Annotated in this window: 23 protein-coding genes and 1 pseudogene; 5 read left to right on the forward strand and 19 right to left on the reverse strand. The window is 64.4% G+C overall.

The window, feature by feature from the left end; all coding sequences use genetic code 11:
* Positions 1–328, forward strand: a 328-nt coding sequence (locus ACYQ6J_RS06065) for a class II glutamine amidotransferase domain-containing protein (RefSeq protein ID WP_460183312.1), incomplete at its 5' end; no start/stop codon positions are given.
* A 20-nt stretch (positions 329–348) separates the two neighbouring features.
* On the opposite strand, the gene ACYQ6J_RS06070 is transcribed toward ACYQ6J_RS06065, so the two are convergent.
* From ACYQ6J_RS06070 to ACYQ6J_RS06125, 12 genes and pseudogenes are all read right to left on the reverse strand, one after another.
* Entirely contained in the window at positions 349–726 is a 378-nt protein-coding gene (locus ACYQ6J_RS06070; protein WP_460182177.1) for a DUF1937 family protein, read from the reverse strand.
* A gap of 211 nt (positions 727–937) precedes the next feature.
* Positions 938–1189 (reverse strand): annotated as a pseudogene (locus ACYQ6J_RS06075) (HNH endonuclease signature motif containing protein); the annotation flags it as partial.
* A complete protein-coding gene (locus tag ACYQ6J_RS06080) occupies positions 1186–3594 on the reverse strand; it encodes a DNA methyltransferase (protein ID WP_460183313.1) in 2409 nt (802 codons plus the stop codon). The pseudogene ACYQ6J_RS06075 and the gene ACYQ6J_RS06080, both read right to left, overlap by 4 nt.
* A gap of 363 nt (positions 3595–3957) precedes the next feature.
* Entirely contained in the window at positions 3958–6255 is a 2298-nt protein-coding gene (locus tag ACYQ6J_RS06085) for a DUF3987 domain-containing protein (RefSeq protein WP_460183314.1), read from the reverse strand.
* Positions 6256–6636 (reverse strand): dATP/dGTP diphosphohydrolase domain-containing protein, encoded by a 381-nt coding sequence (locus ACYQ6J_RS06090; protein ID WP_460182181.1) that lies wholly within the window; start codon positions 6634–6636, stop codon positions 6256–6258.
* On the reverse strand, positions 6620–7057 hold the full coding sequence (locus ACYQ6J_RS06095) for a hypothetical protein (protein ID WP_460182182.1): 438 nt from the start codon (positions 7055–7057) through the stop codon (positions 6620–6622). The genes ACYQ6J_RS06090 and ACYQ6J_RS06095 overlap by 17 nt, the downstream gene beginning before the upstream one ends.
* A complete protein-coding gene (locus ACYQ6J_RS06100) occupies positions 7044–8306 on the reverse strand; it encodes a DNA N-6-adenine-methyltransferase (RefSeq protein WP_460182183.1) in 1263 nt (420 codons plus the stop codon). Before ACYQ6J_RS06100 ends, ACYQ6J_RS06095 begins: the two co-directional genes overlap by 14 nt.
* 14 nt (positions 8307–8320) lie before the next feature.
* Positions 8321–10012, reverse strand: a complete 1692-nt coding sequence (locus tag ACYQ6J_RS06105; RefSeq protein ID WP_460182186.1) for a DEAD/DEAH box helicase — start codon at positions 10010–10012, stop codon at positions 8321–8323.
* Positions 10012–10401 carry a RusA family crossover junction endodeoxyribonuclease gene (locus tag ACYQ6J_RS06110; protein ID WP_460182184.1) on the reverse strand — a complete coding sequence of 130 codons (390 nt, stop codon included), beginning with the start codon at positions 10399–10401 and terminating at the stop codon, positions 10012–10014. The genes ACYQ6J_RS06105 and ACYQ6J_RS06110 overlap by 1 nt, the downstream gene beginning before the upstream one ends.
* Before the next feature lie 269 nt (positions 10402–10670).
* A complete protein-coding gene (locus ACYQ6J_RS06115) occupies positions 10671–11330 on the reverse strand; it encodes a hypothetical protein (RefSeq protein ID WP_460182187.1) in 660 nt (219 codons plus the stop codon).
* 102 nt (positions 11331–11432) lie between these two features.
* Positions 11433–11888, reverse strand: a complete 456-nt coding sequence (locus ACYQ6J_RS06120; protein WP_460183274.1) for a DUF669 domain-containing protein — start codon at positions 11886–11888, stop codon at positions 11433–11435.
* A gap of 5 nt (positions 11889–11893) precedes the next feature.
* The gene (locus ACYQ6J_RS06125) at positions 11894–12592 is read right to left on the reverse strand and encodes an ATP-binding protein (RefSeq protein WP_460183329.1); all 699 of its coding nucleotides are present in this window, start codon (positions 12590–12592) and stop codon (positions 11894–11896) included.
* 89 nt (positions 12593–12681) lie between these two features.
* Between ACYQ6J_RS06125 and ACYQ6J_RS06130 the strand changes: the two genes are divergently transcribed.
* Complete coding sequence (locus ACYQ6J_RS06130) at positions 12682–13998, forward strand: ISKra4 family transposase (RefSeq protein WP_460183315.1); 1317 nt, start codon at positions 12682–12684, stop codon at positions 13996–13998.
* Between the two features lie 201 nt (positions 13999–14199).
* Here the strand turns inward: ACYQ6J_RS06130 and ACYQ6J_RS06135 are convergent, their stop codons facing one another.
* The 6 genes from ACYQ6J_RS06135 to lexA form a co-directional block, all read right to left on the reverse strand.
* Complete coding sequence (locus ACYQ6J_RS06135) at positions 14200–15000, reverse strand: PD-(D/E)XK nuclease-like domain-containing protein (RefSeq protein WP_460183316.1); 801 nt, start codon at positions 14998–15000, stop codon at positions 14200–14202.
* A 177-nt stretch (positions 15001–15177) separates the two neighbouring features.
* A complete protein-coding gene (locus ACYQ6J_RS06140) occupies positions 15178–15804 on the reverse strand; it encodes a sigma-70 family RNA polymerase sigma factor (protein WP_460183317.1) in 627 nt (208 codons plus the stop codon).
* A 183-nt stretch (positions 15805–15987) separates the two neighbouring features.
* A complete protein-coding gene (locus tag ACYQ6J_RS06145; RefSeq protein ID WP_460183318.1) occupies positions 15988–16956 on the reverse strand; it encodes a hypothetical protein in 969 nt (322 codons plus the stop codon).
* Positions 16913–17470 carry a hypothetical protein gene (locus tag ACYQ6J_RS06150; protein WP_460182218.1) on the reverse strand — a complete coding sequence of 186 codons (558 nt, stop codon included), beginning with the start codon at positions 17468–17470 and terminating at the stop codon, positions 16913–16915. Before ACYQ6J_RS06150 ends, ACYQ6J_RS06145 begins: the two co-directional genes overlap by 44 nt.
* Positions 17407–18114 carry a hypothetical protein gene (locus ACYQ6J_RS06155; protein WP_460183319.1) on the reverse strand — a complete coding sequence of 236 codons (708 nt, stop codon included), beginning with the start codon at positions 18112–18114 and terminating at the stop codon, positions 17407–17409. Before ACYQ6J_RS06155 ends, ACYQ6J_RS06150 begins: the two co-directional genes overlap by 64 nt.
* A 3-nt stretch (positions 18115–18117) precedes the next feature.
* Positions 18118–18765, reverse strand: coding sequence for a transcriptional repressor LexA (lexA, locus tag ACYQ6J_RS06160; RefSeq protein ID WP_460183320.1), 648 nt, complete (start codon positions 18763–18765; stop codon positions 18118–18120).
* Positions 18766–19343: 578 nt separating this feature from the next.
* Between lexA and ACYQ6J_RS06165 the strand changes: the two genes are divergently transcribed.
* Genes ACYQ6J_RS06165 through ACYQ6J_RS06175 form a run of 3 tightly spaced genes read left to right on the forward strand, consistent with a single transcriptional unit; the run spans position 19344 to position 21873 of the window.
* Positions 19344–19844, forward strand: coding sequence for a DUF2924 domain-containing protein (locus ACYQ6J_RS06165; protein WP_460182216.1), 501 nt, complete (start codon positions 19344–19346; stop codon positions 19842–19844).
* A gap of 8 nt (positions 19845–19852) precedes the next feature.
* Positions 19853–21418 (forward strand): recombinase family protein, encoded by a 1566-nt coding sequence (locus ACYQ6J_RS06170; protein ID WP_460183321.1) that lies wholly within the window; start codon positions 19853–19855, stop codon positions 21416–21418.
* Complete coding sequence (locus tag ACYQ6J_RS06175; RefSeq protein ID WP_460183322.1) at positions 21403–21873, forward strand: hypothetical protein; 471 nt, start codon at positions 21403–21405, stop codon at positions 21871–21873. The genes ACYQ6J_RS06170 and ACYQ6J_RS06175 overlap by 16 nt, the downstream gene beginning before the upstream one ends.
* An 815-nt stretch (positions 21874–22688) precedes the next feature.
* Here the strand turns inward: ACYQ6J_RS06175 and ACYQ6J_RS06180 are convergent.
* Complete coding sequence (locus ACYQ6J_RS06180; RefSeq protein WP_460183323.1) at positions 22689–24992, reverse strand: hypothetical protein; 2304 nt, start codon at positions 24990–24992, stop codon at positions 22689–22691.
* Positions 24993–24997 lie beyond the last annotated feature (5 nt).

Raw genomic sequence — 24997 nt, forward strand, 5'->3', positions numbered from 1 at the left:
ACTGCGGCCCAAGACCGACTGCGATAGCGAGGTGCTGGGCCTGCTCATGATGCGCCGAGCCGGGACGCTTCTTGAGCGGGCCGCCTGGGCCGTGGCCCGAACCGAAGGCCCCCTGGCCCTGCTCGGCCTGTGGAACAAGCCCCTGCGGTTTCTGGTCGTCCGCTGCGGGAACCCGCTGTGCTTCTGCCAGACGCCCGGCGGGTTCTACTTCGCCAGCCTGCCCGCGGGGCTGCCGGGCAAGGCGTTCTCGATCCCCGACGAGTCTGCTCGCGTGCTGCGGCTGGAGGGCGGCTCGCTCAAGCATCAGGACCTCTCGATTCTCGCGTAGACGCATCGTGCATCCCCTCCTCAACACGCCGCCATCCCGGCGGCCTTCTCTTCGGTCAACTCCGCCTCGCTCACAAAGCGGACCGGCTTGCCCAGCGCCCGGACGATGGCAATCTCGGCTTGCACCCCGCGGCTGTGTTGCCAGCCGTCGAGCTTGAGCACCCACAGTTCGTCGCAGGCGGCCAGAAGCTCGATGTCCTGCCGCTGCCAAAAGCCCCAGTCCACGGGCAGGCCGTGCTGGGCAATGCAGTGGCTGTGGGCGATGGGCGAGAACACCACGTGGCCCCGCCGGATGAGTTCCGCGGCCGCACGGCAAGCGGCCTCGAAACGCTCTTGGCGCACCGCCGCGTCGGGATGCGAATACGGACTGGCGAGGTACGTAAGGTGGCTTCTTTTCACGCAACGTGTCTCCATTGCCGTCTCTTCGCAATGTGATTGATTGCCCCGGGGGTAACGCGGCCAACGCCTTTTGCGGTTCCCCCGCCTGAATCCTTCGTTTGATCTCGGCCACCTTCTGCTCGTCGAGCTTGGCACAACCGTGACGCGAGCCAAGGTGGGGTGTGTTGACGCGCCGCCCCTTCGCATCCATGTCGTGTATGTTGTCTGCCGGAGTCCCCAAGAACAGATGGTCTGGATTCACGCACAATCGGTTGTCGCACCAGTGACAGACAAACAGACCCTCGGGAATCTCGCCGTAGACCAATTCAAACGCCACGCGGGATGCAGGTCTTGGTTTTCCGTTGATGTTGATCTGACCGTAGCCGCCCGTCCCTGTGGATGCCGTCCAATTCCAACAACCTTCCAGTGCGGAACGATCGACTTTTCTCCAGAAACGCGCAGCGACAGAGTCTGGATGGGTCATACCGCTGCCTCCAATCTTTTTCGCTCCGCCTTCTTGCCCGTGAAGTTTTCGAAGCGCTGGACGATGGTGTCGCAGTACAGCGGGTCCAGTTCCATCAGGAACGCACGCCGCCCGGTCTGCTCGGCCGCGATGAGCGTCGAGCCGCTGCCGCCGAACAGATCCAACACGTTCTCGCCGGCAAGCGACGAGTACTGGATCGCCCGCACGGCCAGCTCCACGGGCTTTTCGGTGTTGTGCGATAGCCCGACAGCCGTCTGAAACGACGGGTGCCCCTCGATACTGAGATTCCATACCTGCCCTCCGTAGGGCACCCGTTCTACGCTCTTAACGCGCCGCAGCGAGTACTCCTGGCCGCCGTGCTCCACCCAGGTGGGACAACCACGCTTGGCCAATTGGGTCTGTTCGTAAAAGTAGAGGTAGTAGACCCGCCGCCGGCTCTGAAAGCGTCGGTCGCCGACTCCGCCGAGGTCGGGAGGGGGATCGTATGCGTAGACGTTCGCTCGGTAGCCCACCGACTCGGCCAGCAAGGCCAACTGCGCGGCCAGATCCGCCGACACCGTGTTCCCCTGCCAATACGGGCGATCGTGGACCTTGCAGCCGTCGCCGTTGAGCCAACCGTGCAGGATGGCGCTGCGCTTCGCGCGCGGCAGGGAAAAGACTTCCGGCGCCATCCGCTTGGCATGAGCGTGACGGCCCCCCAGGGCCTCGAACCGCTCTCCGGCATCGGCGTCGAAGGCCATCACCACCAGCCCGCTGGAGGGCCGCTGCGCGTAATCGTTCGGGTCGTACTCGCTGGCGCGGGGCCATTGCTTGCAGATTCGCGCAGCCAAATCCTGCCGCCTCTTGTGGATCGAGAAGACCGGGTAGCGGTGATCCCCGTGGCCGGCCGCCTGTAGATGCCCCTGGGCCAGGTACAAGCCGAACAAGAACCAGAAGTCTTCGTCCAGCTCAGGAAAGGGATCGGGACCATCGCCGGCGAGGACGGGGGTCATCGTGTAATCGCCGGCCTGCACTTCATCGGCGCGCACCCAACCCACCTCGCCGCCCACGATGCTCCGGCCGCAGCGTGCGGGACGCCAGATGAGAAACGGGTGGTTGTCCGAGGCCTCCGTGGTGATGTTTCCCCCCTTGGCCGTGATCCGATACAGGTACTCGGACGTATAGGGATGCGACGACACATGGACGACATCGTGGAAGGTGCCGTCGCCTGAAAAAACGCGGTCGCCCGTTTGAAGGGACCGAATCGGGCGATAGCCAGCCTCCGTCAGGACCAGGCTCTCGGGGTGAAGGCATAAGTGGAGCATCTTCTGCGGGCTGACCTTCTTGACGTGCCACAGGTCGGGCACGTTGTTCGGGCCGAAGAAGCGGTGGCCAGCCCCCTCCTTCCAGCCGTAGAACGCGAGCTCGAAGCACCCAAGAAAGTCTTTTCGGGTCAAAACGGGATGCTCTTTGTCCCAGACGATGCCTTGGGAGAAGTAGAGCTTGTGCTCCCGGAGCACTGGGGGATAGTTACCAAGGTTCGCGTAGCCGCCCCAGACGTAGAAGGCATGGCCGGGCAAGAGCACGCGAGCCATCTGGCCGAACCAGGCGTGCAGGAGCCGGCTGAACTCCTCGTCCGAGACGAAGTCGTTCTCCAGCGGCCGGTCCTTGGCCCGCAGCTTGCGGTGCGTGGCCTGCGCCTTCTCGGGATGCCGGGCCACGTCCATCGCCTGGTGATGAAGCACCCGCTGCCGCCGGCGCCCGCCCTGGAGTTCTTCCGCGCTCGGATACGAACTCAAGCCCGCGGCGATGGCATTGTTGCTTCGGGGCTCGACCCGCACGTTGTACGGCGGGTCGGTGTTCACAAGGTGCACCGGGTTGCCATCCAGGAGCCGGTCCACGTCCTCCGCCTTGCCCGCGTCGCCGCACAGCAGCCGGTGCTCGCCCAACAGCCACAGGTCGCCGGGCCGCGTGATCGGCTCGTCGGGCGGCTCGGGCACCTCGTCCGGGGCGCACAGGCCCTCTTTCACGCCGGGATCGAGCAGCTTGGCCAGCTCCTCTTCCGAGAAGCCCAAGAGGCCCAGGTCGTAGTTCATCCCCTGGAGTTCGCCCAACTCGATCGGCAGCAGCTCGTAGTTCCAGTCGGCCAGCTCGGCCGTCTTGTTGTCGGCGATGCGGTAGGCCTTGACCTGCTCGGGCGTGAGGTCCTTGGCCACGTGGACGGGCACCTTCTCCAGGCCCAGCTTCTGGGCTGCCTTGTAGCGGGTGTGGCCGCAGATGATCACCCCGTCGGCGTCCACCACAACGGGTTGGCGGAATCCATACTCCCGGATAGACCGGGCCACGGCATCCACGGCCTGGTCGTTCTGCCGGGGGTTCTTGTCGTAGGGCCGCACACGGCCCAGTTCCCAAAGCTCGATCTTCATGCGTGCTTCCTTGCTCCTCAAACTCCTGACCACGAAAAGCAACTCTCGCTATGCCCGGCCCCGTTCCCGCACGCCCCGTTAGTGGGGTTTTGAGCCGGGAAGTACCCGTAGCCCACCACCGACCGCGCCCTCGCGCGCGTACACGCGTGCGCACGTAATGCGTGCGCGTGGGCGGGATGGGCGGAATATGCGGTAATTGAGAGAGAAGAAGATAGTAAGTTATTTATTATCTTATCATCTTACGACTTCTCCTAATTCCCGCCTCGGACTCAGGCGGCAACTGTGAGCCGATTTCGTCGGTAATTATCCCGAAACCGATCGCTAATTCCCGCCTTTCGAGGCGGTAACTGCGGTAACTGATCACTACCGATCGGAGCCTGTACGCGATTCGGCACGATCAACGGCCCCGGTCACGGGCGTCGAGCCGATCGTCGTAGCGCGATGCGTCGCTGGCTCACCAGTGCGTTGCGCACCTCTTCGATGTCTCGGTCGCTCCAACTCAAGCCGTCGCGACAGATACCAATGGGGCATCCAGGCATCACCGCGACGCTTGCGCCAATTGCCCAACACCTCGATCATCCGCTTGCACTTGGCGTCAAACTGGCCCTCCGCCACGTGCTGGCCGGCCATGAAGAGCATCCGCCGAGTCTGGTAGTCCACGAATCGCCACGCCCACTGCACGGCCGGCTCGTCGATCCGCATCTGAAGATGGTTCTCGCTTGCGGCGTAGACCAGCGCGAGCTTGCGGGCCTTCTCGTAAGCCCGAGCCCAGATGGCCATGCCCGCCGGGTCGTCCCGGTCTTCGGCTTCGGCATAGCGGTCGTCGGCCAGCGCGCGGAACTCCTCCAACGCCGCTTCAGCTTCCGGCGTCGCCTCCACGCAGACCGGGATGGGGTGCCAGTTCTGAAGGTTGCCTTCGCCGGGGCGGAAGTCGGTCCACCAGCGTGCGGTGCACAGGATAGCCTCTGGGATCGGCCGCGACAGCGGCGTCTGGCCCCGGCCGCGCTTGCCCGCCTCCAGCACGATCAACCGCGCGAAGAAGCCGTTGTTGAGCATGCGCACGCTCAAGGCCTCGTAGTAGTACTTGGGCACGGCCGTGCCGAGCATGCACAGCGAGGGCTGGTCGACCACCCCGGGCGAGCGGCCGCCGGCCTTGACCCGCAGGGGATAGATGGTGCTGCTGGAGGTGTACATCTTCAGCAGCACGTTCATGATGCCCTCGTGGCGGGCGTCGGAGGCCCGGTTGATGGCGTTCATCAGGCCGTCGATCTCGTCGGTCTGGAACAGGACCGAGGGCGTGAGGAACAAGCGGTCCTCGATGCCTTCCCCGGAGGCGAAGGCGTCGCCCAGGCAGTCCTGGAGGCCTGCCTCGACGCAGATGCGCTGGTTGACCTTGCGGGGCTCATTCTTGCCCGCGCCGCTATTGGCCAGCGCGAGGACGTAGAGATTGGTGCGGTTGTCGGCCGCATCGCGGACCTTCCGTCCGGCCAGGAAGGCTTGGAGGACGAGGGCTGCGGCGAAGGCCAATGCTGGCTGGGGATAGGGCGAGACGGCCAGCGTGTAGTCGGTCACCTGCCGGATGAAGCCGGGCACGTCCAGAAGGTCGTCCGGCATGGGCCCGGGGTCGGGTGGGGTCGGCTCGGCCGGTGGTTGCGGCTCACTCGGGCCGATGAGGGATGAGATGTCCACCACCTCGCCGTTCGGTTTCGCCTGCCGGGCTTTGGCGATGGTTCGCTGCAGGTAGTCCTGCCGCAGGGCCTTTTCTGGGTTGTCGTTGTGGTGCCGCCGGAAGGCGATCATGAGGTCGGCGATCTCTTGGTCGGTCCACTCGTTGAGTGCGGCGATGGTGGCAAGGCTCAGGTCGTAGCCGCTGGCGGACGGGTCGGCCAGGTCGGTCCGCTGCCGGTTCCACGTTTGCCAGAACAAGGGGCTTTTGCCGGCCAAGTCCAAGAGTTTTTGAGCCGGGGGCTGGGCGTCGGGACGCAAGACCAGCGTGCCACACACAACCTGTGGTTCGGACTCGGCGGGCAGGTACGGCTCGAAGTCGTCAGATGCATAGCGGCGGAGTTCATCCAATTGCAACAGGCGGACTTCAACGGGCGGACCTTGGCTGTTGTGGTTGAGCGTGTCCGGCAGGCGCAGCACGCGGGTCAGGTCGCCGAGGTTTTCCAGCGCCCAGCCCCGCGCAGCGGCTTTGCGGCACAGCAGGGCGTGCCATCCTTTGGCTAGCGCGGCTGCCTTCTGGCGGTCCGCGTCGTCGGCGAAGAGCCACGGCTCATGGAAAAACCAGTAGGCGTGCAGGCCGTGGCCGCTGTAGACCACGGCCGAGGGTGCAAGCGGCATGTGGGCCAGCAGGTCGTGAGCCTCATCGATGCTCTGTGGCAAGTTCGGCTTGGGATGGGCCTGGCTGGAAACATCGATGTCGGCCCACAGTCCGCCGATGGCGGCGATGTCGGCCTGTTTGCCACGGCCACGCGGCGTTCCCGCCACCAGTCCCAGCCCGAAGTAGACGTTTTGCGAGCGGCTCTGCTTGTTGGCATAGCCGGCCAACTGCTGGTAGTCGGCGAACAGCCGCGTCTGCCGCGACGGCGTGGTGAACACCACGACCCGTCGCGCGGGCGAGAGCGCTTCGCCGAACAGGTTTTCGAGCAACTGTAGCATCTACGACTTCCTGCCGTCTGCCCTGGTGGGAATGTCGATCATCTCGGGCAGCGCCTCTTCGAAGTGGCACACGCCCAGGATGTTCCAGGCGGCGTGGGCCAGGTGGTCTTCGCCCCTGTCGCCTGCCAGGTAGAGGTAGATGTGCCGGATGGCGTGATTGAGCATTACGCTGGCCGGGATGCCCTTCTGCCAGTTGTGCTCGCCGTACTTCGCCGCGCCTTCGGCGCAGGTCTCGGCCAGGCGCCGCAGCCCGATGGGCGTGATCAAATCCCAACGCTCGCCGTCGGCGTCCGTGCCGCGCACCGCGCCGGTGGCGAAGCGTGCCAGCCCCTTCTGGGGCAGCATGACCGGTTCGTCAATCGCGTCAACGGTCTCGCTCATGCTTGTACTTCCTTTGGAAAGCCCGATTGGCCGCAGCCCACTGGGCCCAGGCTCGGATCTCTTGCCGCAGGCGTTCCAGGTCCGCGGGTTCCGGGGGGCCGATCTTGCCGCACCACACCATGCGGACGCTGATAACGGACATCTGCTCGGCATCGCCCTCGACCACCAGCACCGTGGCCGGACACGTCAGCGTCAGTCGCTCGAACAAAATCCGTTGGCCTCGGGTGAGCCCCGTGTGAGCCTTCCATTCCAACACGAGCAGATTGCCGTTGATCTCCGTGATGGCGTCGATGTCTGTGAAGGCGATGCGGTCGGGCAGACAGTCGGAAAGAAACCGGAACTTGAGCCGCTTTTTCTGGTTGAAGCATCCATGCTTCCGGCAATCCCAGTGCATCACATGGGGTGGATCATTGGGCGACATGGCACACCCTCCCCAAGTCCGCGAAGGTTTCTTGGAACCGATCCACCTGGGGGCCGCAGTAGATCACCGCCTGCCCTTGCAGCGGGCTGGCCGAGCCCCTATCGGGCCGCCAGAACTGCACCCGCCCCGCCGGGAAGCAGACTGCCCGGGCGGCCGTCAAGAGCGTCTGGAACCAGCGGGTCTCGGTGGCGTTGTTGACCAGCACCACCGCTTCCGTCACGTCGCCCTCTTGGACGTGTTGGACGAGCTTGTCGGCGAACTGCTGCACCAGGGGCTGGGCGTAGGGCGGGTTGAGAAACACCCGCCCCCGCCAAGGCCGCGCCAGTCCGTTCTCTTGGGCGGTGAAGTATTCCGCGGCCTGGACGACCTGGTTGGCCACGGCTGTAGAAGCCGGGTCCAGGTCGATGCCGCCCATGACGGCCACCGCCCGCTCGATGAACTCCTGCGGCGTGTACCACTCGCTGTCGCCCGTGTTGAAGGCGACGTGGGGCAGCCCGCGCTGGGGTTCATCCCCTTCGTCCGACTCGGCTTCGTCTGGTGGGCCGAATGCGGGGTCCCAAATGGTGCTTCGCGGCTCGCCTGGCTCCTCCGGATCGTGATCTCCGAGGGGCTGGGGGTGTGTTGTGGGGCCGAGGGCCCGGGCCACCCGCTCTTCCACCTCGGCCACCGTGGGGTTGGCTTGGGCGATCCACTCGACGAACTCGGGCCACCTGTCTTGGGGCAGCTTGTGGACGGCCGCCAGGTGTTGGGCTTTGTCCGAGAAAACGGTAAGTTGACTTACCATTTTCCGGCATTCAGACAACACCTCGGCAGCGTTGCGCATTTGGAAAATGTATGGATGCGTCTTGCCAATTCGGCGAGCGTATTCACGCAGTCCGCCGGCAACGCCACGACCGCCTTTGCCTAATGGCACCGCCTTCAGACAATGCAAGCCGATTTCCAGGGGCGACAGTTCCCCCTGCTGGTTCGAGAGCACGAGTTCCATCATCGCCGCCTGGTCATCGAGCGGTTCCACCCAGGCCCAAATCCTCTGCAAACCGGCCTTGCGTGCGGCCCGGACGCGGTGGTGGCCGGCCATCAACTGAAACCGCCCGTCCACCGGCCGCACGTGGATGGCGTGCTTCTGCGGGTACTGGCCATCGAGGTTCGCGGCGATGGCGTCGATCACGTCCTCGCGGAACGCCAGCCGCGGGTTATCCGGGTGGTCGTCCACCAAGTCCAGGGGCAAGCATTCCAAGACGGCATTCACAGCGTTGCCTCCGTTCAGAACGGAACGTCGTCCAGGTCGTATTCCGAGGGGCCAACTGGCACGGGGTCCGGCTTCGGCCCCAGGGTGTAGCCCACGATGCGGTCGTATTTCTCGCCGGCCACCGTGCGCACCACGATCTTTTCGGTCCACGCCACCCCGCCCGCCTCGGCGACCTCGACGGCCCGCTCGGCCGTCTCCGGCACCGGGTCGGGCGAACGGCGCCGCCACCACTGTTCGGCCTTCCAGCGGGCGTAGCCGCCATGCTCGAAGCAGACCCACTCGGAGACCCAGGTGAACTGGCCGATGCGGTATTCCACACGCATGGACCGCGGGGCATCCGGCGGGGCGTCTCGCTTGGTGTGGACGCTGTAGCGGATGTCCAGGACCTCGTACTCGGTGTCGGTGACCTGGCCTGAGAGCACGCCTGTGGTGGCGGCTCGGGCGTCATGGCGCTGCCTTTCCGGCGGCGGGAACTGGTGGCCGCACTCGGGGCAGCGGGCGTAGCCGGCAGCGATCACCGCATGGCATTCGGGACATTCCTTGGCCGGCGCCTCGCCGCTGCCGCGCCCGGGCGCTTCGGGCGTCTTCAGTTGATCCACCGGCCCGTGGCGCAGGGCGTTACCGCCGAAGTCCAGGACAAGGCAGTTCTGCTTGCCGGGATGTATCCGGAAGCCCCTCCCGACCGCCTGATACCAGAGTCCCGGCGACATCGTGGGACGCAGGATGGCCACGCAGTCGATGTTCGGGGCGTCGAAGCCCGTGGTCAGGACGTTGACGTTGACCAGGTATTTCAGGGGCACGCTCTTGCCGAACAAGTCGCCCGAAAGCGGTTCGCGGCGGAAGCGGGCGATCAGTTCGGCGCGCTCGGCGGCCGGCGTCTGGCCGTCCAGAAAGCCCACCTCTTGCCCCGACATCTCGGCCAGCACGCGGGCCACGTGGCGCCCGTGCCGCACACCGGCGGCAAACACCAACACACTCCGGCGATCGTGCGTGTGCGTGACGATCTCGCTGCACGCCGCGATCACCAAGCGATCGGTGTCCATCATGGCCTCGACCTCGTCCGCCACGAATTCGCCGCCGCGGATGTGCAGTCGCTCAAACTCGGCCTTGTGGATGCCAGCCTTCGTGACCAGGGGGCAGAGGTAGCCGTCGCGCATGAGTTCCCGCACGCCCACCTCGTAGCAGATGTGGTTGAGGATGCCGTCCGGTGTGCAGATCGGTCCGCTGGACAGGCGAAACGGCGTAGCCGTCAGGCCGATGACTCGCGTGTGCGGATTGACGACCTTCGCCTCGGCCAGAAAGGTGCGATACATCCCTTCGCCGTCGGGGGGCACCATGTGGACCTCGTCGACGATCACCAGGTCGAAGGCATCCAGCTCGCAGGCCCGCTTGTAGACCGATTGGATGCCAGCGACCACGACAGGTTTGTCGCCTTCGCGGCGATTCAGCCCCGCCGAGTAGATGCCGATTGCGACCTCCGGGCACAGCCGGCGAATCTTGTCCGCGTTCTGCTCCAAGAGTTCCTTGACGTGGGCCAGCACCAGCACCCGGCCGTTCCACCTGAGCACGGCGTCTTGGACCAACTGGGCGATGACGAGGGACTTGCCGGCCGCTGTGGGAAGCACGACCGCCGGATTGTCGTCGCGCGTGCGGAGGTGCTCGTAGACGGCCTCGACCGCAGCCTGCTGGTAGGGACGGAGCTGCATCACGTCGGCACCTCCAGCCCGTCGCACAGCACGCACCGCCGCCGGATCGTCACGACGGCTTTGCCCCCTTTCACAACGTCTCGCTTCTCGACCGAGAGCTGTTCAATCAAGCTGTCGTCCGGGTACACGCCTGCATGCTGAAGCGCATCGAGCAGCGCCTTCAGGGCGTTGTCCAAGTCGCGTCGCCGGCGATCGGGCGGATACAGCGAGACTTCCACACGGAGCGGACCGGTCAAGGGCAGTCGGTCTGCCGCATGGTCGATCAGCCGCACGGCGGTCGCCACGTCGCGGCGATACGCCCGTCCTTGGCGGCTGATCAGGGTCCGCGGCCCAACTCGTCGCCAGTAATGATTGACAGACGGCGGGTAGGACAGCTCCACCGTAAGCATGCTCTTCCTTTCTTCGTGCGGAGGTGCAGGCGTGCGTCTCGCAGGGGACCGACAGTCGCCGGTGCGTGTCCTGCAAGTCGCGGGGACGATCGTTTCGCCTTCGCCTTTCCTTTTCGGCTCCACCGGGGCGCTGACCTGTCGTCGCCGCTCCACCGCGCCGGCTCGCACGCACGCCTATGACCTCCTCGTTTCTGCCACGCCACGCCGAACCGTGCCAAACCTCGCCTGTCCAAGCCGTGCCAAGGCCCGCCATGCCCGGCCATGCCCTGTCATTGCGCGTCCAACAGATCGAATCGCATTACTTGGAACCGGCCGTAGGTGGGCCGGAAGTCGCCCACGCCGATCAACCGCCCGGCATCCGTCAGCAGGCCATGCAGCATCTCCAGCGAGACGTATTCCGGCAGATTCACCAGAAGCACGAAGGACGCCGACCAGCCGGCGCCGAGGGCTGGCCGCACGCGGGTGACTCCGTTGCGCTGCACCTGCACGCGGCAGCGATGCTCGTAGTCCCACGCCTTCACTCCCAGACTGGCCAACGGCGTCAGGCTGACGATGGCCGCCTTCACCAAGTCCATCGCGCTTTTGCGTGGCGAGCGGGGGTCCTGCCGGTACTTGGCGGCAGCAATGATCGCCTGCCGCAGGTACTCCCCGGGGAGGCACAGTTCCCCGGCATCATTGCGGTAGACGTAGGATTCCAGATCGTCGGCCTTCTTGGCTGCCGAACCCTTGGCCGCCTTCGCCTTGGCCTCGACCGCTTCGCAGTTCCAACGGTGGAATAGCACGTCGGCCTCGCCGCGGACCGTAACCTTGACGCGATAAGGCAACGAAAGCGCGATGGTGCCGCAGGCGCCGTTGGTCGCCTCGGGCCCGATAGATTTGGGTTTGCCGTTTCCGTTGTGCATACGTTCCCCTTGTGAATGAAAAGCCATGCCACGCCTTGCCTTGCCCAGCCGCACCACGCCTGACCACGCCACGCCAGGCCGGACCATGCCCCGTCTGACCCCAGCCCTGTCTCGCTACACTGCAAGCCATCACGGCCTCCGCCACGGCGGCGTGCTCGATTGGGCCTGCTGCGGTCGACCGGTCGCGGCGTCCCGCTTCTCGTAGCCTCGGATGACGTTGGCAATCTCGTCGGTATCCTTGCGCTTCTTGCAGGCGACCTTGACCACCAGCGGCAGGTTGTGCAGCTCCACGCTGTCGCGCGGGGTGAGCACCCCGACGGCCCGGCAGATGGCCGACAGCTCGGCCCGCGCGATCTTCACCGCCAGCTCGTTGGGGTTATCCAGGTTGAGCCGCCCCCAAAGCTGCCGGCCCTTGTACTCGCCCTCGAGGATCGTGAAGACCAGCTCGAGGTAGCTGCCCGTGCCGGCCTTGTTCGGCTTCATCTCCGAGGCGGTGATCATCGCCAGGTATTTCCCAGCGGGGATGGGATCGAATGCGGTGGTAGGCTCCACCTGAGACGCATCGAAATTGCCGAGGTTCGCCATGATGTTCAGGCTCCTTGGGGCTTGAGGTTGCGGTTGCTCACGGCCGCGACGAAGGCCGGCCAGGACAAAGGCAGGCTCTCCGACAGCCCATAGCGGTTCTTGGCCACCAGTTGCGGCGTCTCGCAGAGGACGAGTTCCCGTTCCTGGCCGACAAGACGAATCGCTCCGACGAAGTCGGACCACTCGATCATCGTGTTGGCCAAGTCGGGGTGAATCTCCGGGGCGGACTTCTCCAGTTCGATCCCGTCGATCGTGGTGATCGAGCGGCGGGCGGCATGGGCCAATAGCAGCACGGCTACGCCCGCGTTGACCAGCCGATCCAAGACCGGCAAGAGGTACTGGTAGACGTAGTTCTTGAGCACCTGTCGGCCGTTGCCGTAGCCGCCGTGCGAGCGGTTGAGGGTCTGTTTCATGCCGGTGGGCGTGCCGTCCACGCCGGCCACGTGCTCCTCGATCCTGCGCAAGAGCCAGTCGATCGAGTCGATCACGACCGTCTGGTAGTCGTGGCCGCCTGAGGCCAGGCCGTCGAGCCAGGGCTCGATCTCCGGCCAACTGGCCAGATACGGCGTGCGGTGGCACTGGACATGGGCCGCGCCGTTTTCGCAATCGACGATGAGCGGCCGGTCGGCCGAGGCCCCCATCGTCGTCTTGCCTGATCCCGGTGGTCCGTAAATGATCCCTTTCGGGGGGGGTGCGGCTGAAATGCTGTTGCGCGATTGGGGGGAATAAGTAAAACAGGGTGTTAGAGGTTTGCGTTGTTGGAAGTTCCCCTAACACCCTGAAAGGAATCGTGATGAGGAGTGTACTCAGCGCAGAGCAGCGTCGTCAACTGCACGAGAAGTTTGACAGCGTGTTGGACGCGATGCCGGTCAATGTGGACGACTTCGAGAAAGCGGAGCAGGTCTTGAGCGAGGGTCTCCACGGCCTGGGCAATCAAGCCTTGCAGGCGTGGGCGGATTCGGCGAACACGTCGGATGCGTTGCCGAAGTGTCCGTGTTGTGGGGAGTCCATGCGGCATCGCGGCTGCCCGCCTTGCACGGTGGCGACGACTTTCGGCGACGTGAAATGCCGGCGTCCCCGGCGGCGTTGTGATCGTTGTGAAGAGGAATGGTATCCGCACGATGCGCGGTTGCGGTTTGCCGGCCACGGCGTCAGTTGGCCGTTGGCGAAAGTGGTGGCCCGGCTCATGGCATGGATACCGGCGGAACAAGTGCAGACGGTCTTGCGTGCGGACCACCGCGTGGAACTGAGCAAGCAAACGATCCAGCAGATCGCGCACACGGCGGGTGAGATGCTCTTGGCCCAGGAGGACGCTCAACGCCAGACGTTCTTTGGGTTGTCGCCCGCGGAGCAAGCCCAGAGGATGCCGCAGTCCACGTGCCATGCTCCCGTGGTGGCGGTGTATGCGGATGGGGCCATGATTCACGCGGAAGGCGAGTGGCGAGAGATTCGTGTCGGTCGGGTGCGGGCCCTGGACGGGGAAAAGAACACCCTGGCGCAGAAGACGTTCGCCCGGTTTTTGTCGTTGGAGGAGTTTGGCCGGCAGTTGTTTCTGGAGGCCTATCGCACCGGCTACGGCCAAGCGTCGCAACGTGTGTTCTTGGGCGACGGCGCGCACTGGCTGTGGGAATTGGCGGCCTTCCACTTTCCCGAGGCTGTGCCCGTCTTGGATTGGTATCATTTGAGCGAGAACGTCCACCAAGCGGCCCATGACGTATTCGGTGTGGGGACGGAGGAAGCGAAGGTTTGGGCGAAGGAGCGGCTCTTAGAATTGTGGGAAGGCGGTCACCGGCAGGCGCGCGTGGCGATCGCCGCCTTGCAGAAACAGTTGCGTGCGCCGAGCAAGCGGGAGGCGTTGCGGAAGCTGGGAGTGTATCTGAAGAACAATGCGGAGCGGATGGATTATCCCCGCTACCGTGCGGCGGGGTTGCCGATTGGCAGCGGCCCGGTCGAGTCGGCCTGCAAGTGCCTGGTGGGGGCACGCTGTAAACAGGCCGGGATGCGCAACTGGCGTCGTCGTCGGGCGGAGGCCATCCTCCGCCTCCGCGCCGCCCTTTACGACGGCCGCTTCGACGCCCTGTGGTCCGCCCATCTCCAACAAGCCGCCTAAACTTGCCACGATCTATCAGCCGCACCCCTTCGGGGCGCGGAGATGCGATTGGGTCAGTATGGTATCAGGTAGGGGCATTACGCAGTCCTCCCAAGCAGTCGGAAGCGGAGAGTTCAAAAGGCCGGTCGCCTTCGGGCGGGGCAGCGATCCTCATCCATGACATGCCTACCCGGCTTGAAGAGACCCGACAGGCGACCGGTTCTAGACGTAATCGAACGCGCGGCACTCTTCGTAGCCGCTGGGCCAGGTGTCGGTTGCCATGCACCGGCGCAGGCGTTCGATGGCGGCCTCGTTCTCGCGCCGGGACTGTGCCAGGGCATCCTCGTGGACCCGCCAGACGCCCGAGCGGTACGGCTCCTTCTTCTCCACAGCGATGAAGTAGACCGGCATAGGCAAGGCGATCGTTTGCGAGAGCACGGCCTGGTAGAACCCCACCTGGTGGACGTATCCGTAGCGCCGGGCGTCGGCCTCGAACCAGTCCAGGTCGTCGCAGGTCTTCAGGTCCACGATCCCCCGAAGCGGGTCGAACCAGTCCATGCGGATCTGGCACGGCATCTGGCAGTACTCGGCACGCACGACGCCCTCAGGAACGCCTTCCGAAAGCAGGTCGCAGGCCAATTGGTGCCCACGAACCCCTTCGGCCATGCGCTCAACTAGGTCGTGCTGCTGCACGGTGAGCACAGGTTTGCCCTGCTGGGCAGCCCACTCGGCAAACGCCTTGGTATTGGAACCGTAGGGTTCGCCGGTCTTCGGATTGACGGGCCCGCCGACGGCGTACTGCTCCTCAAAGGCGTCCCTGCCTTCCAGCACCAGCGTGTGCAGCGCCCGGCCCACCAGGTATGCCGGCCGGTCCTCGTCCTCGATCAGGCCCAGCTTCTTCTTGCGGTACAGCACCGGGCAGCGGCGGAAGTCGGCAAGCTGGTGGCTGGTGAGGTACTCCGAGGCCTTGGCCTGGTACACTTCGGCCGGTTCGCGGATCAGAAACGACTGGGCGACCGTCATCGGGGTATCTCCACATGGCTATACAGGGGTGCGTCAGCGGGCGACCGCACCGAGACATAAGGCGTCTTCGCCGAACCATCTCGGTCCGGCGAAGACGCTTGGGCGTGCCTCGTCGTGGACCGCGCGGCCCCCTATTGGTTAACTACCCGGTCACGAGGCGAATTGACGGAAGAGATTTCACAAATAGTCTCGCAGTCCGGCCTGCTCGAAGCAGCGCCGCAGCTTCCGCACCCGATCGGCCAGCGTGGTGCGCGGCACGCCCAGATCGCGGGCGATCTGGGACAGGCTGTCCGTCTTCAGCCGCTGGGCCAGTTCGCCCAGCTCGGGCGGCAAGCCGGCGATCACATCGCGGACATCCATCACCAGTTCGGCCAACTCGTGCTCCTCGCGCGTGGCACGCCCGAGGCGTGCGTCCAAGTGCCGCTGGCTGATCGTTTCGGCCAGTTCGACGGGGCCTTCCTCTTCGTCCTCTGCGACTACCATGCTCAGCGAGCGGACGCTGCGGTGATCGCGTTTTTCGGCCCACTTGGCCCGCAGCAGATTCGCTGCTTGCCGTTCGACCAGGGCGGTCACGAAGGCCCGCCGGTGCCCCTGTTGGGGATCGTAGCTGGCCAAGTGCTTGAGCAGCTTCAGGCGAAGCTCTTGCTCGATGTCCTCGCGGTCGCTCCGGGTGAACCCGGGCAGCCGGGCCAGTTGGCGTGCTTTGCGGCGGATGAGCCGTTCGGCGAAACCGTCGAGGATCGGCTCGGTGCCTGGCTGGGCGGGTAAGCCGGAACGGGGGTGCAGATTGTTCGCGCTGGTCATACTGCAAACTCCTCAAGGTGGGTGATTTCCCGCCGTGCCCGATGCACGGCGTCACCCCCCGCGGGGCTTGCAGCAAGTGCGCAAAAAAATCCTGCGGCATCGCGCAACTGGCGGTGCCGCAGGAGGATATAACGCCGGAAAACCGCTCTTGCAGTTGCACGAAATCGGTGCAACTGCAACCGGTCAAGATCGCCCCCGGCTGCCCGCCGGGGTCTTCCACCTCATGATTGCCTCCAAGTCCTGGGCCGTCTGCCAATACAACCGCAGTTCGCGGGCATCCGGGTCCTTCAGGCACCGGCTCACGTCAGCCTCGGTCAGGCCGGTACGCTCGGCCAACTGCTTCTGGCTTGGACGCGGCAGCAGGTCCGGTGTGCCGGCACGGTCCCTCGTCGCATAGGCGTGGTCCCGGGCCGCACGCAGGTGGGCGATCAATTCCTTTTCCAGTGCCTCGATCTTGGCCGCCCGCTCGGCGCGTTTCCGCTTCGGGCGCTGGGGTCTTGCAGTGCACGTCAGGCCCGCATCGACCAAACGGCCTTCCACGTATTCCACGTCGAAGCGGATGCTGCCGCCGTCCAGTGAAAACGACGACTCCAGCGCGATCACCAGGTTCTCCACCGCCCCGGCCCATCGCTGGGCAGCCGCCTCCGTGGGCACAAAAAGGATCGCCTTCGGACGCCGGGACATTTCTGCCACCAGCGTGTCGCCACCGTCGCGGCGATAACATCGGGCGAAGTACACTTCGCGCCGGCGCCCTGCCCAGGTGACCTTGCCGACGCGCCATAGCCGTCCCGGTATGAGCTCGGTTGCCGGCCCGGAGACGCCGGCGCCGCTGAAGGCCGCGGCCAGAAAGCCGGCCGGGTCGCCCCGCCACCGCCTCAGGCTATCCCACGCCACCTCGACGATGCCGCACTGCGGGCAATGGATGTAGCCGTGCCTGGCGTGCGTCTTGCTGTCGGCAACGTACTCGACGCGGCGCTGCGGGCCGAACTGGCAGTCCGGGCAGCAGGCACTGCCGGCCGCAGCCATCTCGCGCAGCACGCCAAGCCGGACCAGCAGTTCCAAGCACGATCCGAATGCCCGGATTTCCCGGCAGTGGAACACCGGCGGCTCAATCTCCAACCGCCGCAAGATCGACGGTAGCACGTCCCGCACGATCGATCTCCCAGCGCTCCAGGTACTTCTCGACCAGTTCGACCCGCTCCGGCCTGGCGCTGCGCAAACTGCACGAGCTGGGAAACCCCACGTCGAAAGTCAGTCGCCCCGGCCTCCTGCCCTCCATAGGGAGGAACTCGAAACAGAATGTCACCAGGTTCACCCAGACCTCCGACAGCGGCAGCCGCTCTTGGTTCAGGCACTCCTCGATCGTCCTGTGGATAGTATCCTCGGGGTCATCATCGTCGATTTCCACGAAGATGCGGCGGCCGGTGTTCTTCGGCACCAGACGCATCTTGGAGATATGCACCCGAAGGCAGTCCTCCGGGTCCGTCTGGAGCTTGAAGGACGGGTCCTTCAAATGATCCAGCTCGTAGGCCGCCTCCGGATTCCACGGCCCCAGCTCCCGGCCAAGCACGGTCCGCGCGAAGATCTCCTCCAACCGCCGCTTCAGCTTGGCCGGCAACTTGGCGTACAGCTCCAGCGCCCCTTCGCCTTGCGTGTAGGCGAACACGATCGGAAACGTAGCGCGGAAAGTGCGGGGGCGAGCTTCCCGTCCTCGTCGTGCGCCGTGACGTTCTGGACGAAGTCGTCCGGGTGGGCGAAGAAATAGACCGTCCCGCCGCGCTCCAGCGTCTCCACGGTACAAACCTTGCCGCGGCCCTGCTCCCAGGTGAGCATGGAGGCGATCTCTTCCTCCAGCCGCGCCCTGGCCGCGGCACCCATGTCCGGCTCGCGCTTGGGCAGATCATTCCGCTTGCGCCACCAGCTCAAATGCTCGACCTGATGGATCAGCATCGCCTTTTCGAAGGCCTCCGGGCGGTTGAGCCAGGCCCACATGGATTTGCCGTATGGGCCGAGTTCCTCCGGCATCGCCGCAGAGAGCTTGCACTCGCCGCAACGCACCGCCCCCTCGAAGATAGCGCCCAAACCGGTCTCGCAGGCCAGGTCGAATACGCTGCGCATCTCGCCTTCGATCCGATCCTGCTCGGCGCGGGGCATCCCGCTGAGCGCCTTGATCACGGGCTCGATCTCCCGTTCCCCGAGCTGGTCCCAGGGGATGCCAAGATCGCCATGCCCGAGCCGCTGGAAGAAATCCTTCAGCAGGCGATTCGGGACCATCCGCAGGACGGTGGGAATGGAAAACTGCCGGGACACTTTCTACCCTCCTGGACATGCTCTGACCGCTAACACCTTGCCTATTATCCGGCACTCCATTTCCGGGCCGAGGGTGATGGGCCGGTACCTCCGATTCTCCGGCCGCAGCTCGATTCGATCGCCCCGGATATGGAGCCGTTTGACCGTGGCCTCGCCTCCGACGAGCGCCACGACGATGTCGCCGCTCTCGGCCACGGGTTGCAGCCGGACGACGGCGATGTCGCCATCCCGGATGCCCGCGTTCACCATGCTGTCCCCCGATACCCGCAACGCGAAGCAACGCCCCCGCCGCGCGAGGCTGGACTCGACCAGGACCTCGCCCAGGATGTTTTCTTCGGCCAGCACCGGCCGGCCAGCAGCCACCATGCCCACCAGCGGAAGCGGTACAAGCTCTTCCAGTTCGTCCTCCGGCTCCCGGACCACGGCCAATCCCCGCGCTTTGCGCGGCTCATGTCTGACGTAGCCCTTTCGCGCCAGGTGGCCGAGATGCTCGTGGACCGTGGCAGGCCGGACTCCGAGAAGCTCGGCCAGCTCCTGCACGGTGGGCGGGAACTGCCGCCGGGCGATGAACTCGGATATCGCTTTCAGTACCCGCCGCTGTGCCGCCGTGAGGGCGGGCGACGACGGGGATCGCGGACGCTTGCCGACCATATTGGAGTTCCGTGGCGGGACCAGCCAGAGACCAACTTCACGATGGATACCGAATATCTATTCGGGTAACCCTAATAGCATACGGAAAAACCGGGGCAGTACAAGAGGCATGCCGCTACTGGACATAAGGTGTTTACTGGCAAGGTGTTGCGTTGGCCCCGTGCCTGGCGCCCGCGCTACTCGGACCGCGACTGCCCGGCGTTTGCGGCTTCGGCAGGCGGGGCGTGCAGCGGTTTTTTCCCGTCAGCTCGGCCTGCGACCGGGTAGTTAACCAATAGGGGGCACCGCTCCGCTCTGGGCCCCAGGGCTTTCTGAACACCCCAGGAACATAGTCGATGCGCTCAGTGAACGCGCCCAGCGAACTCCCGACCCAAGGGCCGCTCTGCCAGATCGCCCGCATTCTGGCTGCCGGGGTGCTTCGCTTGCACAAGTGCGGGACCGGTCTTGCCGAGTTCAGCAGGCCGGGAGTGCAGCCTACCCCAGAATCCGGCGACAAAGACCTTGATCTTCCCGGCGACCCGAGGCTCAGTGTCCGTGCTGGTTGACGGTTTGGAGCGTCCCAAGACGAGGAGAACCGCATGGCACTGAACATCGCTAAAGAGCTGGCCGTCATGGAACGCATGACGCCCAGCGAGCTGCAAGCCAAGTACGCCGAGGTTTTCGGCGAACAGCCGTGCAGCCGCAACAAGCAGTGGCTGCTGAAGCGCATCGCCTGGCGGTTGCAGGCCAACGAGGAAGGCGATCTGTCCGAGCGGGCCCGGCGCCGGGCCGAGGAACTGGCCAACGACGCCGACCTGCGGCTGACGGCACCGCGCTTGCCAAAACGTTCTCCGGACGGGCAGGACCGGACCGTGACCCTGCCGGCCCGCTTTTCGGGCCCAACGCGCCTGCCGCCTGCCGGGACCATACTGACGCGCCAGTACAAGGGGCGCGTGCTCCAGGTCAAAGTCCTCCCGGACGGTTTCGAGTACGAGGGCCAGCTATACAAGTCGCTGAGTGCCGTGACCACGGCGATCACGGGCGCCCGCTGGAACGGCTACCACTTCTTCGGGCTTACGAAGCGCGGAGGTGCCCAATGAGCCGGCCAATGGCAGCCGCGGCAGCCCAGCCGCCGCCGGTCCGCTGCGCGATCTATACCCGCAAGAGCACGGAAGAAGGGCTGGACCAGGACTTCAACTCCCTGGACGCTCAGCGGGAGTCGGCCGAGGCATTCATCGCCAGCCAGCAGCACGAGGGCTGGCAGTGCCTGCCGGACCGCTACGACGACGGCGGCTACTCGGGCGGCACCATGGACCGGCCGGCCTTGCAGCGCCTCTTGGCCGACATCGAAGCAGGGAAGGTCGATTGCGTGGTAGTGTACAAGGTGGACCGGCTGAGCCGGTCGCTCTTGGATTTCGCCAGGATATTGGAGACATTCGAGCGGCGCCGTGTCTCGTTCGTCTCGGTCACCCAGCAGTTCAACACGGCCACGTCGATGGGCCGGCTGGTGCTCAACGTTCTCTTGTCCTTCGCCCAGTTCGAGCGGGAGATGATCAGCGAGCGGACTCGCGACAAGATGGCCGCGGCCCGTCGCAAGGGGAAGTACGTCGGCGGCCGGCCGATCCTCGGCTACGACGTGGCGGACACGAAGCTGGTGGTCAATGAAGACGAGGCCGAGCGAGTGCGGCAGGTCTTCGAGCTGTATTTGCAGCACCAATCCCTGCTTCCGGTCGTCAAGGAGCTTGGCCGCCGCGGCTGGACCACCAAGCGCTGGACCACCAAGAGAGGCACGGCCCGTGGCGGTCAGCCGCTGACCAAGAATCGCCTGTACCAGTTGCTTACCAATTTGGCCTACATCGGCAAGGTCCGGTACAAGGGCCAGCTTCACCAGGGCGAGCACCAGGCCATCGTCGATCAGGAGGTCTTCCGGCAAGTCCAGGCAGCATTGAAGCGGAATGGCCGGGGAGGCGGCGTGCGGAATAAGCACGGGGCGCTGTTGCGGGGTCTGCTTCGGTGTGCATCATGCGGGTGTGGCATGGCGCCGACGTACACGACCAAGGGCCAGCGGCGCTATCGATACTATGTCTGCGTGCAGGCCCAGCAGCGGGGCTGGCAGTCCTGCCCGGCGCCGTCGGTCCCTGCCGGCCAGATCGAAGCGTTCATCGTCGACGAGATCAAGTGCATCGGCCGGGACCCGGCACTGGTGGCCGCGACGTTGGCCGAGACACAGCGCCAGGCGGAGGAATCGCTCAAGTACTTGGAGAGCCAGCGCGAAGCCTTGAAGCGCCAACGCCGCGACGACGAGGGGCTGTTGCGGCGTCTGGCCGCTTCGCCCGGAAACGACGGCGATCGCCTCGCCCGCCTGGCTGACGTGCAGGAACGCTTGCGGCTTGCCGAACGCCGGCTGACCGAGATCGATGGACAACTGGCGGCGCTGTCGGGCAATCTTCTCGACGAACAAGAGGTGGCCAAGGCCCTGGCCGAGTTCGACCAGATGTGGAGTGTGCTGGCCCCGGCCGAGCAGGCCCGGGTGCTCAACCTGCTCGTCGAGCGGATCGACTACGACGGCCCGGCCGGGAATGTGTCGATCACATTCCGCCCCACCGGGATCAAATCGCTGGCCGCAGAACTCGGCGTTTGCCGCCAGGAGGAGACCGCATGCCCCAGAAACTGACCGTTGCCCGCCCGTTCCATGTCCGCCGCGGGAAATATGGCCGCAAAGACCTTTGCCAAGGCGAGCCCGCCCCGACGCCCCCTGCCAGCCGCGTGCCCCGGGTTGCGCGGCTTATGGCCCTGGCCATCCGTTTCGATGGGCTCGTCCGCCAGGGGGTGGTAAAGCACCAAGCAGATCTGGCCCGCTTGGGCCACGTGAGCCGAGCAAGGTTGACGCAGATCATGAACCTGCTCTGCCTGGCCCCCGATATCCAAGAGGCGGTGCTGTTTCTACCTTGCACCCATCGCGGGCGCGATGTGATCACCGAACGTCATCTTCGTGAACTGGCCGCCGTCCCGGATTGGCACACGCAGCGCAGGCTGTGGCAGGAACTTGTCGTTCGAACAACGTTGGCCTCGGGGGCCGAACCGAACCCGGTTGTAAACCAAGACGGGCCGGCCGGGCGGAGAGTCTGAGAGTTCGCGGCAAGTTCGGTTCGGGGTGCGATCGAAACCTGGCAGGTTCGGCTCGCTGCCCGAGCGGAACCTTGCGAACCGGAGAGTCGTTGGTTAACGCAGACCGAAAGGCTCTGGTCGCCGTAACGCCTTCGGCCGAAAAGAGTTACGCCAGCGCATGAAGAAACGCCGAGACAACCCGTGCCACGGCGTAGAGAGTCAACCGTCCGAGCAAGCGTTTTCCGCTACTTTCTCAAAGGCTCCGCGAAGGCAACTCTCCTCGTAAATACTCTCTTCTTGGCCGATTTCGCAACTGCTTATACGGGAAGGACTTGCCGAGTTCGAGACGTGTTCGGTGCGGGTCCAGTCGTTCCAAACTGTCTTGAACTTTTGGTCGTAGCTTTTACCGCCAAAGAGGGGGCATGGTTGTTAACGCGGGAGCGCACTATTCGAACCGGCGCAAAGTTGTCCGGGCGGTTTTCAACTCGCGCGAGCGAAGGGGGTGGGAGACCATTGGAGCACAGTGCACAATCCGGATTCCCGGTCAACCCTCGCATGGGACCGCAAGGTGCGCTCCGGAACCCCTCGCGGGCAGAATTTCGCCGCTAAGGGGCCCCCGCGCGGCAGGTCGGCCTTTGCAGCACCCCAGGAAAAGAAGGCCTCGCCGCGACTTCGCGTCCCGCCTTGCCGTTTGCGCTACCGCCTTGCCTCTTTCCTGGAACCGATCGCAGGTCAGCGTCTTCGACATCCGCCCCGAACGGGCCACCACAACGCAAGCAAGCAGTCGCCCAGGCGAGGCTCGACGGTCCACCGGCGGTCTGATGCTGTTGAGCTGGCTACTCGTTTTGCCTTTCCAATGACTTCTGCCGTTTTTCTCGTTGCTCCAGTCCCGAGCGGATCGCCGCTTTCACGCCATCGGACCACGGCCCTGAATCGGCCTGCTCTTTCAACCAGGCCAAACCGGCTGCGGAAATCGGGGCCTCGGCGATCACAACACTGAATGGCCTTCCCGACTCCAACAGGTGCGGAAGGAACCGCTCGTCCCCGTCCTGCCAATGATGAGCCAGGAGACTAAAATCTCCCACAGGTGGCGGTCGCGCCCCTCGGGGCGCCAAGGCATCCGCTCGAAACACGAACCTGCGGATTTGAAGATAGCGACCACGAGCGGCCGCACCAAGGGACTCGATGTAGTTCAGCTCCCGAACCCAGCTATTGAGCCTGAACTCGTAACCGAAAGCGCGTGAGGCGTCTCCCTCTGCCGATCGTCTAAACGCTCTTTCAAACTGTGAGACAAGGCACCTCGCACCGTCATAATGGAGCAGCAACTGCCACACCTGAGCCTTCGTTTGATCGTCCAGGTCCGCTCTCGAAGCAAACTCCATCAGGAAATCGTGCGCCCGCCGGTCTGCGTAGCTGTCGATGGCGAGCAGTGCTACAGCATCGGGGTCCCCCCTCTCGAATCGATCGGTGATCCCCATAGCGCATAAGCGCCCTTTCGCATCGACTTTGGCCCCCGGATATCCGCGCACTTCTGGAGCCGGCTTCCCGAGTTCCGGGTCATTCTTCACAAAAATAAGGCGCGCTAAGCCATCGAGGCAACGCACAATCATGTCGTCTTTGGAACGTTCACCGGGACCCTGCGTAAACCTTAGCCGTACTAGCTCTTCGAGAACCTCGCGTTCCCGGCCGGCTTTCTCCACTTCTGCTAACAACTCGGAGCGTTGGATCATTAGCCAACCGCTACGAAAACCATTCGAGGTGGGAATGTCTACCGCCTTTTCTTGTATTCTCGCAAACCGGGCAAGAATCTCCTCTGCGTTGGTTGCTTTCCAGGGCGAATTGTTCACTGCATCCCCCTGAGCTTCGCTTCGCTCCCGGTACTTATCCGATACCCAATTCAGCCAACGGCCAGACGGGAGCATCGCCGCCAACCGCTCCTTTGCGTCCATGGGCAGAGTATGGGAACAGACTTCTCCGAAAAGCACATCCAAACCTTGCTGTGAGACATTGTCGGCCACTACCGGCACCTGCCGAACACCCCTTCGAAGCAGAGCCAGAATAAATTGCTCGTTCCCATCCTGCCAATCGGGGACAGGGGGATAACCGTAATTGTTGTCGTCAAGGTAGTAATAACGCGAATCTGGGGCAGTGGGCGCTGGATGAATGAAGGTGGGCCGCCTTTCGCGAGGTGTCAAGGCGTAGGTCTGCCATGCGCTGCGCTGAAAATACTGATAAGCCGCTAGCTCCTGAGGGGGTAGTGACTCCGCCACTTCCAGCGAGACCAAACAATCATGCAGGAGGAAAGCCCGCGGCGGATGTGCGAGAAAGGAGCTCGACCACTGCCAATCGGCGCCGTTCTTCTTTTCCACTTTGAAGGCTGCTTCTAAAGCGGGTTTCACCAGTGCCGGATCGTACGCCCGCAAGAACACCAGCGCCCATTGCGCCATTGCGTCCACGGCATCCGCTTTGCTCGCCCTCAGCGCATACTCAAGCAGAAACCTCGCCGCCCGTTCGTCCTGATAGCTATCGATTCCCGCTAGAACGATGCCTTCCCACGAGTACCGCCAGATTCGCAGCCGATGCGGCGGAAAGCTTGCGCTAATCGCAAACACCGTGGAGAACCATCGTTCAAATCGCTCCGGCCGCTGGAGGTCTTGCTTCCATAAAGGGACCAAGGCAGCGCAGGCGACAAAATACTGCTCGTCACTCCATGGACTGAGTTGGCGGTCCTCGGCCGCTTGGGCACCGCTCTTCCAAGCATCACTACAACGGATTAGCCGTTCAATAGCAGTCCGAAACTCGGTCTCCCCGGCAACGCGAAGCACCTTCTTTTCCATCTCCCCGACAAACAATTTCAAGGCGCCCAACGGTTCCAGGTGCCGGGTCCTGACCTTCTCGCTGTATTCGTCCACCAAGCGATGAAGTGACACGGCCTCCTCCTTCAGATCGGCAAATATCATCGCATCTGCCCTCTTGCCGGCACTTGCCTGGTCCCTCTGCGTTCCTTCGGGCGTCGCGATGTCGTCTCCGCAGATTGCCGCTTGTTGCTGGGCCGCCATAGTAGGGCAACCATCCCGGAGGCCGTCGGACGTTACCAGCAAGATACCCGCTGCAAACATCGTCGCATAATAGGAGCGCATGCAAA

The sequence above is a fragment of the Thermopirellula anaerolimosa genome (assembly GCF_054657335.1).